The 16,491-nt window shown below is 45.9% G+C and carries 13 protein-coding genes and 10 tRNA genes; 2 read left to right on the forward strand and 21 right to left on the reverse strand.

The window, feature by feature from the left end:
- Positions 1–31 precede the first annotated feature (31 nt).
- Entirely contained in the window at positions 32–826 is a 795-nt protein-coding gene (locus DBX26_RS12380) for an inner membrane protein YpjD (RefSeq protein WP_014232960.1), read from the forward strand.
- 118 nt (positions 827–944) lie between these two features.
- Positions 945–2,222 carry an HlyC/CorC family transporter gene (locus DBX26_RS12385; protein ID WP_014232961.1) on the forward strand — a complete coding sequence of 426 codons (1,278 nt, stop codon included), beginning with the start codon at positions 945–947 and terminating at the stop codon, positions 2,220–2,222.
- An 84-nt stretch (positions 2,223–2,306) separates the two neighbouring features.
- Here DBX26_RS12385 and luxS read toward each other — a convergent pair whose 3' ends face one another.
- From luxS to DBX26_RS12490, 21 genes are all read right to left on the reverse strand, one after another.
- Complete coding sequence (gene luxS / locus DBX26_RS12390; RefSeq protein ID WP_014232962.1) at positions 2,307–2,825, reverse strand: S-ribosylhomocysteine lyase; 519 nt, start codon at positions 2,823–2,825, stop codon at positions 2,307–2,309.
- A gap of 69 nt (positions 2,826–2,894) precedes the next feature.
- Positions 2,895–3,500 carry a hypothetical protein gene (locus tag DBX26_RS12395; protein WP_174234193.1) on the reverse strand — a complete coding sequence of 202 codons (606 nt, stop codon included), beginning with the start codon at positions 3,498–3,500 and terminating at the stop codon, positions 2,895–2,897.
- A gap of 24 nt (positions 3,501–3,524) precedes the next feature.
- Positions 3,525–5,093 (reverse strand): glutamate--cysteine ligase, encoded by a 1,569-nt coding sequence (gene gshA / locus DBX26_RS12400; protein WP_020333954.1) that lies wholly within the window; start codon positions 5,091–5,093, stop codon positions 3,525–3,527.
- Between the two features lie 156 nt (positions 5,094–5,249).
- Complete coding sequence (locus DBX26_RS12405; protein WP_020333955.1) at positions 5,250–8,093, reverse strand: pitrilysin family protein; 2,844 nt, start codon at positions 8,091–8,093, stop codon at positions 5,250–5,252.
- A 9-nt stretch (positions 8,094–8,102) separates the two neighbouring features.
- Entirely contained in the window at positions 8,103–8,564 is a 462-nt protein-coding gene (locus DBX26_RS12410) for a YqaA family protein (RefSeq protein WP_118119356.1), read from the reverse strand.
- A complete protein-coding gene (locus DBX26_RS12415; RefSeq protein WP_118119358.1) occupies positions 8,558–9,508 on the reverse strand; it encodes an NADP-dependent oxidoreductase in 951 nt (316 codons plus the stop codon). The genes DBX26_RS12410 and DBX26_RS12415 overlap by 7 nt, the downstream gene beginning before the upstream one ends.
- Positions 9,509–9,645: 137 nt before the next feature.
- Entirely contained in the window at positions 9,646–10,776 is a 1,131-nt protein-coding gene (locus DBX26_RS12420; protein WP_014232968.1) for a sodium ion-translocating decarboxylase subunit beta, read from the reverse strand.
- Positions 10,777–10,785: 9 nt separating this feature from the next.
- A complete protein-coding gene (gene oadA / locus DBX26_RS12425) occupies positions 10,786–12,573 on the reverse strand; it encodes a sodium-extruding oxaloacetate decarboxylase subunit alpha (protein WP_118119360.1) in 1,788 nt (595 codons plus the stop codon).
- 32 nt (positions 12,574–12,605) lie between these two features.
- Positions 12,606–12,863, reverse strand: a complete 258-nt coding sequence (locus tag DBX26_RS12430) for an oxaloacetate decarboxylase subunit gamma (RefSeq protein WP_014232970.1) — start codon at positions 12,861–12,863, stop codon at positions 12,606–12,608.
- Between the two features lie 555 nt (positions 12,864–13,418).
- Positions 13,419–13,495: transfer RNA gene (locus DBX26_RS12435), tRNA-Arg, on the reverse strand.
- 62 nt (positions 13,496–13,557) lie between these two features.
- Positions 13,558–13,634, reverse strand: a tRNA-Arg gene (locus DBX26_RS12440).
- A 62-nt stretch (positions 13,635–13,696) separates the two neighbouring features.
- Positions 13,697–13,773: transfer RNA gene (locus tag DBX26_RS12445), tRNA-Arg, on the reverse strand.
- Between the two features lie 62 nt (positions 13,774–13,835).
- Positions 13,836–13,912: transfer RNA gene (locus tag DBX26_RS12450), tRNA-Arg, on the reverse strand.
- A 62-nt stretch (positions 13,913–13,974) separates the two neighbouring features.
- A tRNA-Arg gene (locus DBX26_RS12455) sits at positions 13,975–14,051 on the reverse strand.
- A gap of 62 nt (positions 14,052–14,113) precedes the next feature.
- Positions 14,114–14,190: transfer RNA gene (locus DBX26_RS12460), tRNA-Arg, on the reverse strand.
- Positions 14,191–14,270: 80 nt separating this feature from the next.
- A tRNA-Arg gene (locus DBX26_RS12465) sits at positions 14,271–14,347 on the reverse strand.
- Between the two features lie 67 nt (positions 14,348–14,414).
- Positions 14,415–14,507, reverse strand: a tRNA-Ser gene (locus DBX26_RS12470).
- 48 nt (positions 14,508–14,555) lie between these two features.
- A tRNA-Arg gene (locus tag DBX26_RS12475) sits at positions 14,556–14,632 on the reverse strand.
- Between the two features lie 43 nt (positions 14,633–14,675).
- Positions 14,676–14,768 (reverse strand) — tRNA-Ser (locus DBX26_RS12480).
- Between the two features lie 243 nt (positions 14,769–15,011).
- A complete protein-coding gene (gene csrA / locus DBX26_RS12485) occupies positions 15,012–15,209 on the reverse strand; it encodes a carbon storage regulator CsrA (protein WP_004415691.1) in 198 nt (65 codons plus the stop codon).
- A gap of 91 nt (positions 15,210–15,300) precedes the next feature.
- Positions 15,301–16,488 (reverse strand): aspartate kinase, encoded by a 1,188-nt coding sequence (locus DBX26_RS12490; RefSeq protein WP_014232971.1) that lies wholly within the window; start codon positions 16,486–16,488, stop codon positions 15,301–15,303.
- Positions 16,489–16,491 lie beyond the last annotated feature (3 nt).

A 16,491-nucleotide genomic window follows, 5' to 3' on the forward strand; every position in this document is an offset into this window, starting at 1 on the left:
TCTCTATTGTGCACAACAACATTTAGGATTCATGGATAGCGTAATTGCCATCGCGGCCGCCATACTTTACGTATTAGCGATTGCGACGATCATACCCGGACTTTCACAGCAGTCAGTCATCAAAGCAAAAACCGTATTTGCCAGCGCTGCCTGTGCGCTTGTTTTCCATGCGTGGTTATTGAGTGATCTGATCCTCGATGGTTCTGGTCAGAACTTTAGTATTCTTAATGTCGCCTCTCTTATCAGTTTCATCATCTCTCTGGTGATGAGCGTTGCGATGCTAAAGAACCGGCTTTGGTTTCTGTTGCCTGTTGTTTATAGCTTTGCTGCCATCAACTTATCTGCCGCGGCTTTTTTACCAAGCACCTTCATCAAGCATTTAGAAAACGATCCTAAGTTACTCATTCATATTTCTTTTGCTCTGTTTTCTTATGCCACTCTGAGTATTGGTGCGTTGTATGCGCTGCAACTCGCTTGGCTGGACCACAAACTGAAAACCAAAAAGTCTCTGGCAATCAACCCTAATTTACCGCCATTACTTATGGTTGAACGTCAGTTGTTTAAAATTATTTTGATTGGTAATTTACTTCTGACGGCTACGCTTATTACTGGCTACGTGTTTGTTCAAGATATGTTCGCGGAAGGAAAAGCGCATAAAGCCATTCTTTCTTTCATTGCTTGGGTGGTCTATTCAGTATTACTGTGGGGCCATTATCAAAAAGGTTGGCGCGGAAGAAAAGTGACCTGGTTTGCCGTTGCGGGAGCCACATTACTCACTCTGGCTTATTTCGGCAGTCGCTTTGTAAAAGAGATCATTTTGAATTAAGGCGTCCACAAGCCCTTTATATTCAAAGTTAAATCAAATACAGTACCGTAAATCTATGACTTAACAGTTATACATAGCTTTTAAAAATAACCCAATACTTACAAGGAACAGCAACGTTTTGGACGACATATCTACGGGTATCTTATTTGCGCTACTCGCGTGTCTTATCGTCATATCAGGTTACTTTTCCGGTTCAGAAACAGGGATGATGTCACTGAACCGTTATCGCTTGAAACACTTAGCCAAAAATGGGCATAAGGGAGCAAAGCGTGTCGAAAAATTATTAGACCGTCCGGATCGCCTGATCGGTCTTATTCTTATCGGCAATAACCTTGTGAACATCCTCGCTTCTGCAATTGCGACTATTATCGGCATGCGCCTCTACGGTGACATGGGGGTGGCGATTGCGACTGGTGCGCTCACCATGGTGGTTTTGGTGTTTGCCGAAGTGACGCCAAAAACCATTGCCGCTTTGTATCCAGAGCGCGTGTCTTATACCAGCAGCATTCTGTTAACCATTCTGATGAAGTTGCTTTCACCACTTGTGCTGCTTGTAAACTTCATTACCAATGGCTTTATTCGTCTGCTTGGGGTAAAGGCGGATCACTCTGTGGAAGATCACCTCAGTTCAGAAGAGCTACGCACGGTCGTAAATGAAGCCGGCGGTCTTATACCTCGTCGCCACCAAGACATGTTGGTATCTATTCTGGATCTTGAGCACGTCACGGTAAACGATATTATGGTGCCACGTAATGAAATTACTGGTATCGATATCAACGACGACTGGAAGTCTATCGTTCGTCAGTTAACGCACTCACCACATGGCCGTATCGTTTTTTACCGCGACCAAATCGATGAAGTGGTCGGCATGCTGCGTTTGCGTGAGGCTTACCGTCTGATGCTTGAAAAGAACGAGTTCACCAAAGAGACATTACTGCGTGCGGCTGATGAGGTGTACTACATTCCCGAAGGGACGCCTCTAAACGTGCAGATGTTGAAGTTCCAGCGCAATAAACAGCGCATTGGCCTTATCGTTGATGAGTATGGTGACATTATTGGCTTGGTAACGCTTGAAGATATCCTGGAAGAGATCATCGGTGAGTTTACCACTTCGATCTCACCAAGCTTATCTGATGAAATCAGCCCGCAAGGGGATGGCAGCTTCTTAATCGAAGGCAGCACCAATATCCGTGACATCAATAAAGGTCTGAAGTGGCATCTGCCGACTGATGGTCCTCGTACACTAAACGGTTTGATCTTAGAGCACTTAGAAGACATTCCCGAAAGTCACCTGAGCGTGCAAGTCTCCGGACATCCGATGGAAATTGTCGAGATTGAAGAGAACCGAATTAAGTTAGTTCGCGTCTACCCTAAACGGAAGAAAGGCAGTAACTAAAAGTAATCTGTTTACAGACACATAAAAAGAGCCTGACATTGTCAGGCTCTTTTCGTTAAATCATTTGATAAGACAACTCAGGTCTTAGTCGATACGCAGTTCTTTTAACATCGACTCAGGCAGAGCTAGCTCATCATTTTTATTCACTGACACACCCGCATCCAGAATGTTTTTCGCAATTTGCTTTGCTTCATCCAGTGAGTGCATTGCCGCAGTGCCACATTGGTATTCATTTAGCTCAGGGATTTTGTTCTGACTTTCTACTTTCAGTACATCTTCCATTGATGCAATCCAAGCATCCGCGACTTGCTGCTCTGAAGGCGTACCGATCAGGCTCATGTAGAAGCCAGTACGACATCCCATTGGTGAAATATCAATGATCTCAACGCTGTCACCGTTTAGATGGCTACGCATAAAGCCGGCGTAAAGGTGCTCTAGTGTATGGATGCCTTTCTCTGAAAGGATATCTTTGTTTGGTGCAGTAAAGCGTAAATCGAAGACAGTAATGGTGTCCCCTTTTGGGGTTTGCATGGTTTTCGCGACTCGCACAGCAGGTGCATTCATACGAGTGTGATCCACAGTAAAACTATCGAGTAAAGGCATTACATCTCTCCTGATTGTAATCTCAACACCTTACGGTATTGGTTTGATTTCTGTTTATCCCTATTAGGGTTAAAAGAACCAGCTGCTGTTGTCTTCCAGTTCCTGACGACATTGTTTCAGCTGCCAGCCATAATTCTTCGCGGTTTGTTCTACACGTCTCGCGATTTTAACTAAGCTAGGTTTCCTTTTATAGGTTCCGCGCTGATAACCACCTCTCCCTTCATGATAGGCAAGATACTGGTTATATGGGTCCCATAAAGAGATACCAAGCTGGCGACGGGTTTCGTGGGTATACCAACCGACAAACATCATAGCGTCATCAAAGTTAGTACGCGAGCCACCTTGCCCGGTCGAATCCTGAAAATCGTCCCAGGCGGGATCTTGCGCCTGAGCGTAGCCATATGCGCTACTGACTCTACCCCACGGGATAAAGCCCAGCACATAATCTTTGGGTGGTTTTGCGTCGTGTCGGTATCCGCTCTCTTGCTTGATAATCGCCATTGCGACATGGATCGGAGTACCCCACTCTTCTTCCATATCTTTCGCATCATCATACCAGCCAGATTTTTCGCGGAATATCTCACATAGATTATCTTGCTGCTGTGGTGGTGCCGTCGCACATCCGGCGAGCAACACACTACCTAACACCGATACAACCAGAGGCTTAATATTCAATCCCACCCAATCCTTACTACTCTGTTATTGTTTTAAATAAGAAAAATAGTCTTCCAGGAAGTCATCAAAAGACATCGTGTCACTTAGCTCTGCTTGCTTTTGCTTTTCAACCGATGCTAACGCTTCCTGTTCCATCACTTCTTGTGAGTAATGTTGGTAGCCGTGATTCAGGTTATCTTCACGATGCTTCATACCAAGTGAACAACCTACTTTACCTAAGCCGCCCAACTCCTTGGTCAGTTCCAGCAATTGACCAGAAGTCGTCAATTCAGGTTCATCAATCCAGCCAGTTAACTTATCGCAAACCTCTTGGTAAGCATTATCACCGTTCACTTCATCCATCATCACAGCAATTTGGCGCAGATCTGCAAACACACGGTGAGCCCACTCTTGTAGAGGTAAGCGCTCACCTTGGCAACCGATCTGAAGCATCAAGCCTTTTTCACGGCCCGATACAATGACCTTGTTCCAGTTATCACGCCAACACTCCAGTTCACAGTTATCCATTGGTTCTGAGTCTGACAATGCTGCCCAAGTCAGGAACAGGTCGAGGAAGCGAACTTGCTCTTCCGTTATGCCTACTGGGCTGAATGGGTTCACGTCTAATGAACGAACTTCAATATATTCAACACCCGCACGCTTTAACGCTTCTGATGGTTTCTCACCACTTTTAGCCACGCGTTTAGGGCGAATTGGCGCGTACAATTCGTTTTCTATTTGCAACACATTCGAATTGAGCTGACGGTACTCGCCATCAACTTTCACACCAATTTTTGCGAACTCTTCTGACGGACGACGAATAGCATCACTTAAACCTTCCAGATACTGGTCAATACTATTGAAGCCAATCTTTAGTGAACTCTGTGCATTATTCGTGTAACCAAGGTCACTCAGACGCAAAGACGTTGATTTCGGTAAGAATAACGTTCCACCCAAGCTCTCGAACGGTAAGCTTGTTTCTCGGCCTTGAATAAACGAACCACACAACGCAGGCGAAGCACCAAAGAAGTAGGGAATCATCCAACCAAAACGATAGTAGTTACGAATGAGGGCAAAATAGGCATCGGATTTGGTTTCCTGACGAGCCTCTTCATCCTGCTCACCATATAGGGCATCCCAAAACGATTCTGGGAACGAGAAGTTGAAGTGAACACCCGAAATGATCTGCATTAAGCTCCCATAACGGCGTTTCAAACCCTCTCGGTAGAGCGTTTTCATTCGAGCTGCGTTAGACGATCCGTACTGTGCCAGATTAATATTATCTTCACTGGCGACATAACATGGCATAGAAAGCGGCCACATTTTTTCTTCACCCATTTTAGTTTGAGTAAAGTGATGAATATCTTTCAGTTGTGCCATTAGCTCCGGAACATCATGAGAAACCGGAGTAATGAACTCCAGTAACGACTCTGAAAAGTCCGTGGTAATCCACTGGTTTGTGAACGCTGAGCCCAATCCCTCTGGATGAGGTGTTGTTGCTAGCTGTCCATCCTGACGATAGCGTAACGTTTCACGCTCAACACCGCGTCCAAACTGCTTAAATACTTCCGGGTTTGATGCAACTTTTTCCAGTCGCGCAGCAAAATCAGTCAAAATGAGGTTCGCTTATATTAGGAGCAGGCCACTTGCCATCCGAAGCAAGTGAAAGCTAAGTTATTGATATTTAGTTCATCTAGATAAAGAACCCATGAAAAGTCACTTATCTAGATGTATAGCGGAGAGCACGCCCTCCGCTATTAGATGTGTACTCTATCGAATGATTTCAAGCTCTTCTACGTCTTTCCCCAACTTTTCTAATTGAGGACGAAGTGATTTTGCATCGCCAACCACAATGATTTGGTAGTCATTCGGGTCAAACCACTTCTGTGCGAGAGTGTTAAGCGTCTGCTTGTCCACGGTTTCCACAATCGCATTTCGCTGCTGAAGATAGTCTTTATCAAGGTTGTACTTAAAGATATCACTGATGAGCTCCGCCTTTTGTGTTGGAGTTTCATATTTCAGTGCATCTTTTTGTCCTACTGCCTGGCGCATAAACGTCAATTCATCGTCCGTCATACCAGCTTGAGAGAATTCATTCAGTTCATTCTTCATTTCCATGATCGAAGCAATGGTCGCATCAGCACGCACTTGTGCGGTGAATACAACGGAGCCTGTTTCCGGATTGCCAGAGAAGTAGCCATATGCACCGTAAGTGTAACCTTTGTCTTCACGCAGGTTTTGGTTGATACGGCTGTTAAAGTTACCTGCCAGGTTGAAGTTAGCCAACTGACCCAGGAAGAATTCTCCCGTAGCATCGTATGGCACCCCTTGGCGAACCATCATAACCACACTTTGTGGTGCTCCTGGTTTGTCGACAAGGTGAACTTTTTGCGTTCCCAATGCTGGAATACTTTGCGGCGCATATAGCGGTGCTGCGTCATCCTGCCAGTTAGCCCAGAACGCTAACTGTTGCTCGATATCTTGTTTACTCACATCACCTACCACGGTGATCTGTGCACCTTGTGGGGTGTAGTGTGTTGCGTAAAACTCACGGATATCATTGAGGGTCAGCGCTTCCATTCCGGCTTGCGTACCATCTTTAGGGCGCGCAAAAATGGAATCACCGAAAAGTACCTGGCGACTGGCTTGCGAAGCCATCCAGCTTGGGCTTTGGTGCTCATAAACCAATCCTTCCAGAGCTTGCTGTTTCACGCGTTCAAAATCTTCTTGTTTGAATGCAGGTGATAGCAACATCTCTTCGACGATCTTCAAGGTTGGCGCTAGGTTTTTCTCCAAAGCAGAAACACTGATGTTGGTCGTATATCCTGTTGCATCGACAGAAATAACACTACCGAGCTTATCAAGCTCAGCCTGAATCTCTTCCATGCTGCGTTTGGTTGTACCTTCCTGAAGCATCGAAGCAGTTAACTGTGCCAGCCCTTCTTTACCTTTTTCGACAAAACGAGTGCCTGCTGGCAGGCTGAATTGCATCATAACGGTAGGCGTTTCATTACTCACCGCACCTAATAGTTCAGAGCCGTTGTCGAAGTGCACATCGTATAAGTCCGGCATAGTGGCTTGTACAGGATCACCAATTGGCGGCTGAACGGAGCGATCAAAATTATCGGTAGCTCGGCGGTAAGCAAGCTGATCATCAGTGATCTTTTTGTATTCAGGTAGTGTACGCTCAGGCGTAACAAACGTCGCTGGTTTGACAGCAAGATCGGTTTTACCCGTTGGAACCACACTTAAGGTCACTTTGGATTTACCCTGAATAAAATCACGGTACACTTTATCAACAGAGTCAGGAGTCACAGCTCGAATTTGTTCTAGCTGCTTTTCAATTAAGTCAGGCTGGCCAAAGAAAGTTTCGTTAGAGGCTAACTGTGTCACCTTGCCTTTTACGCTTTCCAACGCAAAAATCGCATCGGCTTCAGCCTTACCGGTAAGCTGTTCGAGACGCTGTTCTGTTACACCTGTGTCAGCAAATTTATTTAAAGACTGCATTACGTCGTCATACAGTTTAGATAAATCGCCTTTGTCGCCAGAGTCTCCCATCGCATAGACAAAGAAGGTACATGCCAGCTCTGCACAGTCGTGGAATGAACCCGCATCAACCGCTTTCTGTGTTTTCACCAGATCTTGATAAAGTAAGCTGTTGGTTCCGCCACCAAGTACTTCGGATAAGGTATCCAGTGACGCTTGGCTTGCTTCACCATCGTAAGTCGTTGGCCACGCAATCATCACCATTGGCTGCTGAATACGGTCTTCTAAAGTAATGTATTTGCTTTCGGTTAGCGTTGCTGGTTGTTTTGCTGCATTCTCAACTTCTGGGCCACGAGGAATAGAGCCAAAGTACTTGTTAACCCAAGCCAGCGTCTTTTCAACATCCAGATCACCACCTATCGTCAGCGTGGCGTTATTTGGGCCATACCATCGCAAGAAAAAGGCTTTCAGATCATTAACATCAACGCGATCTAAATCTTCCACATAACCGATTGTTTGCCATGAGTAAGGGTGGCCTTCTGGATATAACGCTTCTGACATGCGTTCCCAAATCAAACCATATGGACGGTTATCGTAACGTTGAGCACGTTCGTTCTTAACCGTAGAACGCTGAATTTCAAACTTATGCTGTGAAACTGCGTCAAGCAAGAAGCCCATGCGATCAGATTCGAGCCAAAGCATTTTCTCTAGCTGATTGGCTGGTACAGTTTCAAAGTAATTAGTGCGGTCTCGGTTGGTTGTCCCGTTGAGTGTACCACCAGCCTCAGTGATGATTTTGAAATGCTCTTGGTCACCCACGTTCTCTGAGCCTTGGAACATCATGTGCTCGAAGAAGTGTGCAAACCCAGACTTACCGATTTCTTCACGAGCAGAGCCAACATGATAAGTCATATCAACGTGTACCAGCGGATCTGAATCTTCTGGTGCGAGAATGACGGTCAATCCGTTATCAAGCTTGTATTTTTGGTATGGGATTTTAACTTTGCCTTCTTCCGCTTGTGATGACTCTACGAAAGTGATCCCCTCTGGCAGTGAAGAAACAGGGGATTGTGATGCACAACCCGTGATCACGAGCAGTGAACACGCGCCAACCCAAAACATTCTCATGTACTTTCCTTAAAATAATCCGAGATAGATGGCTGCTAGAAGGCTGTATCTAGCGGCCTTTCCAAAAAATATTAACATTACACACGGCAGGAATTTCATCCTTAACCATCCTGCCGCTAAGCACAGCGGGTCACCAACAATAGGTAGCCAACTGAAAAATAAAGCCCAGTAACCATATTTTGATAACCACTTTAACGCGGTATGGCCATGTTTTTCATCCTGGGTTTTATTTGGAATCCATAATCCAAGCCAGTAATTGGTCAAACCGCCAAGGGTATTACCAATCGTAGCTACAGTGATGATGGAAAAGACGGAATATTGATTTAGAGAGAGGGTCGCTATGAGACCAGCCTCAGAGCCACCAGGAAGTAAGGTAGCACTGAGAAAACCTGTCATAAAAAGCACCCACAATGCTGACCCAGAAAACCAAAGCGCGATGTTCTCAAAGTCAGCATTGAATGCTTCTAACATGTCATATCAAGCAAAACCTTGCCTCGAGTGCGCCCAGACTCCACTTGTTCGTGAGCTGCGACAACCTCGTCCATTGGGTAGACATGTTGAACCTCTGTTTTTAGTAAACCTACATCAGCCATATACAGTAAAGAATCCAGCTGCTCTGGCTTAGGCTCAACCAACATACCGTTCGCTTCTAAGCCCAACTGTTTCGCTTGTTCGCAAATCGTCTCAGCAGTAATCGTAGGAATAGTCACAATCCTAGCATTAGGCTTGAGACATTTGAGAGCGTCCAGAGCCGCATCTCCGCCCACTAAATCAATTAAAACATCTATATCTTCAACACGTTCTGACACTGGTCCTAATTGATAGTTCACTGCATGGGCACCAAGTGAGGTGAGATAATCGACATTTCGCTCACTACAAGTTGTAAAAACCTCAGCCTTACTTGCGACAGCCAGTTGCACCGCAATGTGTCCTACGCCACCCGCACCAGCAAGCACTAAAATACGATCGCTTTCTGTGACGTTAGCTTTCTCCAGTGCCTGAGCCGCGGTTTGGCCGGCAAGAGGAAGCACTGCCGCCGACTCCAAAGGAACATTACTTGGTACGTGGCTCAGTTCTGATTCAGGCACAGATACATATTGACTGTATCCGCCACCTCTTACTGGAAAACCAATGAAACCAGCTACCTTATCTCCAACAGCAAATCGGGACGTTTGCTCACCACAAGATACGACTTCGCCTGAAATGTCATATCCCGGAACCCAAGGCAGATTGTCTTTGTTTTGCGCCGCAGCCCAGCCCAGACCTGCACGAGTCTTCACATCAATAGGATTAATGCCAGAAAAAGAAACCTTAACTAACACTTCACCTGACTGTGGTGACGGTGTTGGGGCATGTTGAACCGCAAGTACGCTTGCATCTCCAAATTCAGTGATAACTATTTGTTTGTGTTCCATAAACCATTCCTTGAAAGACAAAAAGGGATGCCGAAGCATCCCTTTGACTATAAACCATTTTGTTTAGCTAAGTTAATGGCTGTAAGCGGATAATTTAATCCTCCGCACAGTCACTGCACGAGTATGTTACCCACACACTAGCCGACCAGTGCAAGCAGAATACCTGCCGCTACTGCAGAGCCAAGAACACCCGCTACGTTAGGACCCATAGCGTGCATCAACAAGAAGTTTTGTGGGTTTGCATCCAAGCCCACTTTGTTCACCACTCGCGCCGCCATTGGTACAGCAGAAACACCAGCCGCGCCGATAAGTGGGTTGATGTCTTCTTTCGAGAACTTGTTGAGTAACTTCGCCATTAGAACGCCAGCTGCTGTGCCGATACTGAAAGCAACCGCACCCAAAGCCAAAATACCAAGCGTTTCCAAGTTTAGGAACTTATCCGCTTGCAACTTAGAGCCAACACCAAGACCAAGGAAGATGGTCACGATATTGATAAGTTCGTTCTGGGCTGTCTTCGATAAACGATCGACAACCCCTGCTTCACGCATCAAGTTACCCAAACAGAACATCCCTACCAGAGGTGTTGCAGATGGCAAAAACAGAATGGTCATCAACAGTACAGCTAGCGGGAAAATAACTTTTTCCCACTTACCGACATGACGCAACTGAGCCATTTTTACCTGACGCTCTTCCTGCGTGGTTAACGCTTTCATGATTGGTGGCTGGATAATCGGCACCAACGCCATGTAGCTATATGCCGCAACCGCAATCGCGCCGAGTAAGTCTGGAGACAGTTTACTTGCCAGGAAAATAGCGGTTGGGCCATCAGCACCACCGATAATCGCAATTGACGATGCGTCTGCCATGGAGAATTCCATGCCCGGTACATAGTTCAGCAAAATCGCACCAAATAGCGTTGCAAAAATACCAAACTGCGCCGCAGCACCTAACCAAAGCGTTTTAGGGTTCGCAATCAACGCGCCAAAGTCCGTCATTGCGCCAACGCCCATAAAGATCAACAGCGGGAATACACCCGACTCAATCCCGATGTGGTAGACGTAGTACAGCAAACCACCCGGCTCGGTGAAACCCGCATTAGGAATGTTAGCTAAAATCGCACCAAAACCAATTGGAAGTAGAAGCAGGGGTTCAAAACCCTTTCGAATCGCCAAAAACAGCAGAGTACAGCCAACCAGCATCATGCAGATTTGGCCAAACTCAAAGTTAGCGATCCCTGTTTCTAACCATAGGGTCATCAATCCGTCCATGATACTCCCTTACGCCAGGCTAAGAAGAGGTGCACCTACCGTCACGGCATCACCTTCTTTCACATTTAACTCCTGAACGATACCACCACGCGCAGCTCGAACTTCCGTTTCCATCTTCATCGCTTCTAAGATCAGTAGCACGTCACCTTCAGCCACTTCAGCACCTGGCTGTACATTGACTTTAAAGATGTTGCCCGCAAGTGGAGCAGGAACTGACTCAGCGGAAGTGTTAGCTGGTACTGCTGGAGCCGCTGCTTTCGCTGGCGCTGCTGAAGGTGTTACCGACGTCAGTTCACCTTGCGGTCCTACTTCTACTTCATAAACTTGTCCGTCAACACGAACACTGTATGTTTCTACGCCGCCTACTGATGCTTGAGCAACTGGTGCCGGAGCAGGTTTAGCAGATTCTAAGGTAGGAGCTGGCTCAAACGCTTCAGGGTTGCCGCGATTTTTCAGGAACTTAAGGCCAACTTGAGGGAATAGCGCGTAAGTTAATACATCATCAACTCTTTCACTTGCCAGCTTGATGCCTTCAGATTTCGCTTTATCCATCAGCTCAACTGTCAGCGCTTCCATTTCTGGCTCTAGTAAATCAGCCGGGCGGCAAGTGATAGGCTCTTTACCTTCCAGAACTTTAGCTTGTAGCTCTGCATTGATTGGCGCAGGCGCTTGACCATATTCGCCCTTCAACAGACCCGCAGTTTCCTTGGTAATGCTCTTGTAGCGCTCGCCAGTCAGTACGTTGATAACAGCCTGAGTGCCGACAATTTGCGAAGTTGGTGTTACCAATGGAATGAAACCAAGATCTTCACGAACACGAGGGATCTCTTCTAGTACTTCATCAAGACGATCGGCAGCGCCCTGCTCTTTAAGCTGGCCTTCCATGTTGGTTAACATGCCACCTGGTACTTGAGCAATCAAAATGCGAGAGTCCACGCCTTTCAATTGACCTTCCCACTTCGCGTATTTCTTACGAACCTCACGGAAGTAAGCAGCAATCGGCTCAATCTCTTCCAGTTTCAGGTTAGTGTCACGCTCTGTACCCTGAAGCATCGCTACCACAGTTTCTGTTGGCGTATGGCCGTAGGTACTACTCATTGATGAAATCGCAGTATCAAGAATGTCGATACCCGCTTCTACCGCTTTAATCGCAGTAGCCGTCGATAGACCCGTAGTTGCATGGCAGTGCAGTGCCAGTGGCACATCACACGATGCTTTGATACGAGTAATCAACTCTTCAGCTTCATAAGGTTTTAGTAGACCTGACATGTCTTTGATACATAAAGAATGGCAGCCTAGGTCTTCCAAACGTTTTGCCAGATCAACCCACGTGTCAGCGTTGTGTACTGGGCTGGTTGTGTAAGACAGCGTGCCTTGTGCGTGAGCGCCAACATCCACGGTTGCTTTAACCGCTTTTTGGAAGTTTCGCACATCATTCATCGCATCAAAAATACGGAAAACATCCATACCATTGGCATGTGCACGCTCAACAAACTTCTCTACTACGTCATCAGCATAATGGCGGTATCCTAAAAGGTTCTGACCACGCAGTAGCATTTGCATTGGTGTGTTTGGCATCGCTTTTTTCAGCTCTCGTAAACGCTCCCACGGATCTTCTCCAAGGAATCGAATACACGAATCAAACGTTGCCCCACCCCACGTCTCTAAAGACCAATAACCAATCTTGTCCAGTTCAGCCGCGATAGGCAGCATATCGTCGATACGCATACGCGTAGCAAACAGTGATTGATGGGCGTCTCTTAGGACCACATCAGTAATAGCTAGTGGTTTAGACATACTCTTAAACTCCTTTTTAATCCTATTTTCGGCTACTTCGCGACAGAGGTGCGATGTTTATGAATCGCAGCCGAGATCGCCGCCACGACTTGTGGACTAACAGCTGAAGAGGTTGATTGATTATTGTTTTTTATTTTAGGTGCAGCGATCGGCTCTAGGACTTCTTCTGGTATGAGTCTCGACATGAGCCGAACGAGATAAACAAGAATAGTGAGGAAAATAAATACAACCGCCATCCCAGTAATCATGAGAGTGGCTGCATCTACTAGCAGGCTTCCTATATTAGTCATGTTGCTTCCTTTCTTTGTCATCCTGACAGGTGCAGGATGTTAATTGTGTCATATCCCGACCCATGGATTATCTCGACTGGTTAAACTTTGTCAATTTTGTTTAAGGAAGGTTGGTAGTAAACCCTACAAATGATTATTCATTCACTACCCAGATCACAGTTCGTATGCAAACAATGCAGGTAATGTGACAATTCAATTCATAAACAGACTAAATCAAAGCACATATAAAAACTGCGATTAGGGCTTCAAAACAGCGATAGGTAAGATCAATAAAAACCAATAACAAACAATGAGATAGTCAATTTTAACATTTTAAAAACATAGAAAAAACAAAGTATTCACAACAAAACAAATGAGGAAGGAAAAGAGGTTAAACAGGGAGAAAACGTCATTTTCAGCGTGAAAACCTTCGCCACAAAACAAATTGGCTATGATAAGCAAGTTTTGAATAAATCAGTAAAAGCTGAAAATCGGACAAACAGAGAGTTTAGTTGAGAGAAAGAGCACAAATGGCAGATACAAAAAAGCCTCGCATAAGCGAGGCTTTGTAATAAGTGGCGCGTCCTGGAGGATTCGAACCTCCGACCGCCTGGTTCGTAGCCAGGTACTCTATCCAGCTGAGCTAAGGACGCGCAGTTTTCGACATCAATGCCTATAGACAGGTTATCAATATCAGGGCATTACCCTTAATAAGTGGCGCGTCCTGGAGGATTCGAACCTCCGACCGCCTGGTTCGTAGCCAGGTACTCTATCCAGCTGAGCTAAGGACGCGCAGTTTTCGACATCAATACCTGTAAACAGGTTATCAATATCAGGGCATTACCCTTAATAAGTGGCGCGTCCTGGAGGATTCGAACCTCCGACCGCCTGGTTCGTAGCCAGGTACTCTATCCAGCTGAGCTAAGGACGCGCAGTTTTCGACATCAATGCCTATAAACAGGTTATCAATATCAGGGCATTACCCTCAATAAGTGGCGCGTCCTGGAGGATTCGAACCTCCGACCGCCTGGTTCGTAGCCAGGTACTCTATCCAGCTGAGCTAAGGACGCGCAGTTTTCGACATCAATGCCTATAAACAGGTTATCAATATCAGGGCATTACCCTCAATAAGTGGCGCGTCCTGGAGGATTCGAACCTCCGACCGCCTGGTTCGTAGCCAGGTACTCTATCCAGCTGAGCTAAGGACGCGCAGTTTTCGATATCAATGCCTGTAAACAGGAAATCAATATCAGGGCATTACCCTCAATAAGTGGCGCGTCCTGGAGGATTCGAACCTCCGACCGCCTGGTTCGTAGCCAGGTACTCTATCCAGCTGAGCTAAGGACGCACACGTTTCGATATCAACTTTAGTCAATATCAGGGCAATACCCTAAATTCTTTTTCAAAAAAGTCAGACTTATTTGAAAGTGGCGCGTCCTGGAGGATTCGAACCTCCGACCGCCTGGTTCGTAGCCAGGTACTCTATCCAGCTGAGCTAAGGACGCACATTTTGTGAAATAAATCACATTACTTTGTTTTAGAACAAAAAAAATTGACTGCTACGTCAATAAATGGCGGTGAGGGAGGGATTCGAACCCTCGATGCGGCTACAAACCACATACTCCCTTAGCAGGGGAGCGCCTTCGGCCTCTCGGCCACCTCACCACATTATTCATACTCGAATACATCATCAAAGAATAATGTAAAAGAATATGGCGCGTCCTGGAGGATTCGAACCTCCGACCGCCTGGTTCGTAGCCAGGTACTCTATCCAGCTGAGCTAAGGACGCACTTTTGTTCTTTGTTTGGATGCTAACTCAAACAAGGCAAGAATGGCGGTGAGGGAGGGATTCGAACCCTCGATGCGGCTACAAACCACATACTCCCTTAGCAGGGGAGCGCCTTCGGCCTCTCGGCCACCTCACCGTCTTGCGGAGGCACATATTACGTTTTACCGAAAATATGTCAAACACTTTCTTTGAAAAAAACCGCAAAAAACACTTAACCGATGCCGATTTAATCAAAGTGACTATTAAACGAACTTTACCACCCTATTATGATGAAAAAAAGAGAGTCTTCTCTGAAAAAATGACATTTATCAGAAACTAAAAAGGCCAGCCCTTCGGCTAGCCTTTTTCATTCAAACTAAGCTCTGTAAACAGATGATACTTAGTAGTTGCCTGAAGCAACGTTACCGTTACCTTTTTCAGCTTGAATGCGCATGTAGATTTCTTCGCGGTGAACTGACACTTCCTTCGGAGCGTTAACGCCGATGCGCACTTGGTTACCTTTAACACCTAGTACAGTTACAGTTACCTCATCACCAATCATCAGTGTTTCGCCTACGCGACGAGTCAAAATTAGCATTCTATGCTCCTTGAGTAATCTCTAAATTTTCTTGCTATCACGCTATTATCCAACAAAAGTTATATTTTCGTAAACTACCTTGTTAGCGAAATCACCCTATTAGGGCATGTTTTTGCTGAATACTTAACGCTTCACTAGACGTAATGTAAGCATCATGAAGAATGTTTGCCGCCATATCCACACAGTCAGGAGATAATACTAGCATCATAGTGAGTGCATTCGTTGCGCAGAAATTGATCGCAATATCTTGCTCAGCCAGCAAATCGCATGCATGCTCGACCAATCCATTGGCCTCAAGCCCTACTGCGGTCAACAGGCTTACCATTTCACTATTACGGATTTTATCGCTGAACACCAGATCGAACTTGGCACATGCATCTTGTTTTATCATGATACCTGTCCGTTCTGTTTCCTCGATCACATTCCAGATATCGATACCTAGCATCTGACATTGCTTTGTAGCACTAGACAAATGTTCTTTATCTACTTCAATAATGGCAAGGTCTCGTTGAATAGCTATACCAGAGATGGCTTGTGTGCCAATCTCTCCCTTAACTAAACTACCTTCATTCACATCGAATGTAGAAAGCACGCGTAGTGGTACATTGTTCTTCCATGCATATTGCACCGAAGGTAAATGTAAAACTTTAGCACCACGGCTTGCCATTGCTTCCATTGAAGGAAAGTCAATCACTGCCATTTTTTGCGCCGTTTTTACTACACGTGGGTCACAAGTATAAATACCATCAACGTCGGTAAAGATTTGACACTCATCAGCACGTAGTGCACCAGCCAGTGTCACTGCGCTCGTATCTGAGCCTCCTCGACCTAATGTGGTGATATCCCCATTTTCATTCACACCCTGAAAACCTGCGACGATAACGACATGCTCTTGTTCAAGCAATGCCATCACTCTCGTAGTATCAATGTGCTTAATCGTTGCGTCATTGTGCTGGTTATCAGTCACAATGTTCGCCTGTGCTCCGGTAAGTGAGCGTGCAGGATGACCCATTTTGTTCAGTGTCATCGCCAACAGTGCCATCGACACTTGCTCACCAGCAGAGAGCAAAACATCAAGTTCTCGGGCTGTAGGAACGCTATCTACCTGTTTAGCTAGGTCCATAAGCCTATTGGTTTCGCCTGACATAGCAGACACAACTACAACAACTTGATTACCATCATTTTTCGCCTTAATGATGTGTTCAGCAACTTGGTGGATTCTTTCAATTGAACCCACAGAGGTTCCGCCAAACTTTTGCACGATAAGGGGCTTTTTCACCAG

This window comes from Vibrio sp. dhg (genome assembly GCF_003443775.1).
GTDB lineage: Bacteria > Pseudomonadota > Gammaproteobacteria > Enterobacterales > Vibrionaceae > Vibrio > Vibrio natriegens.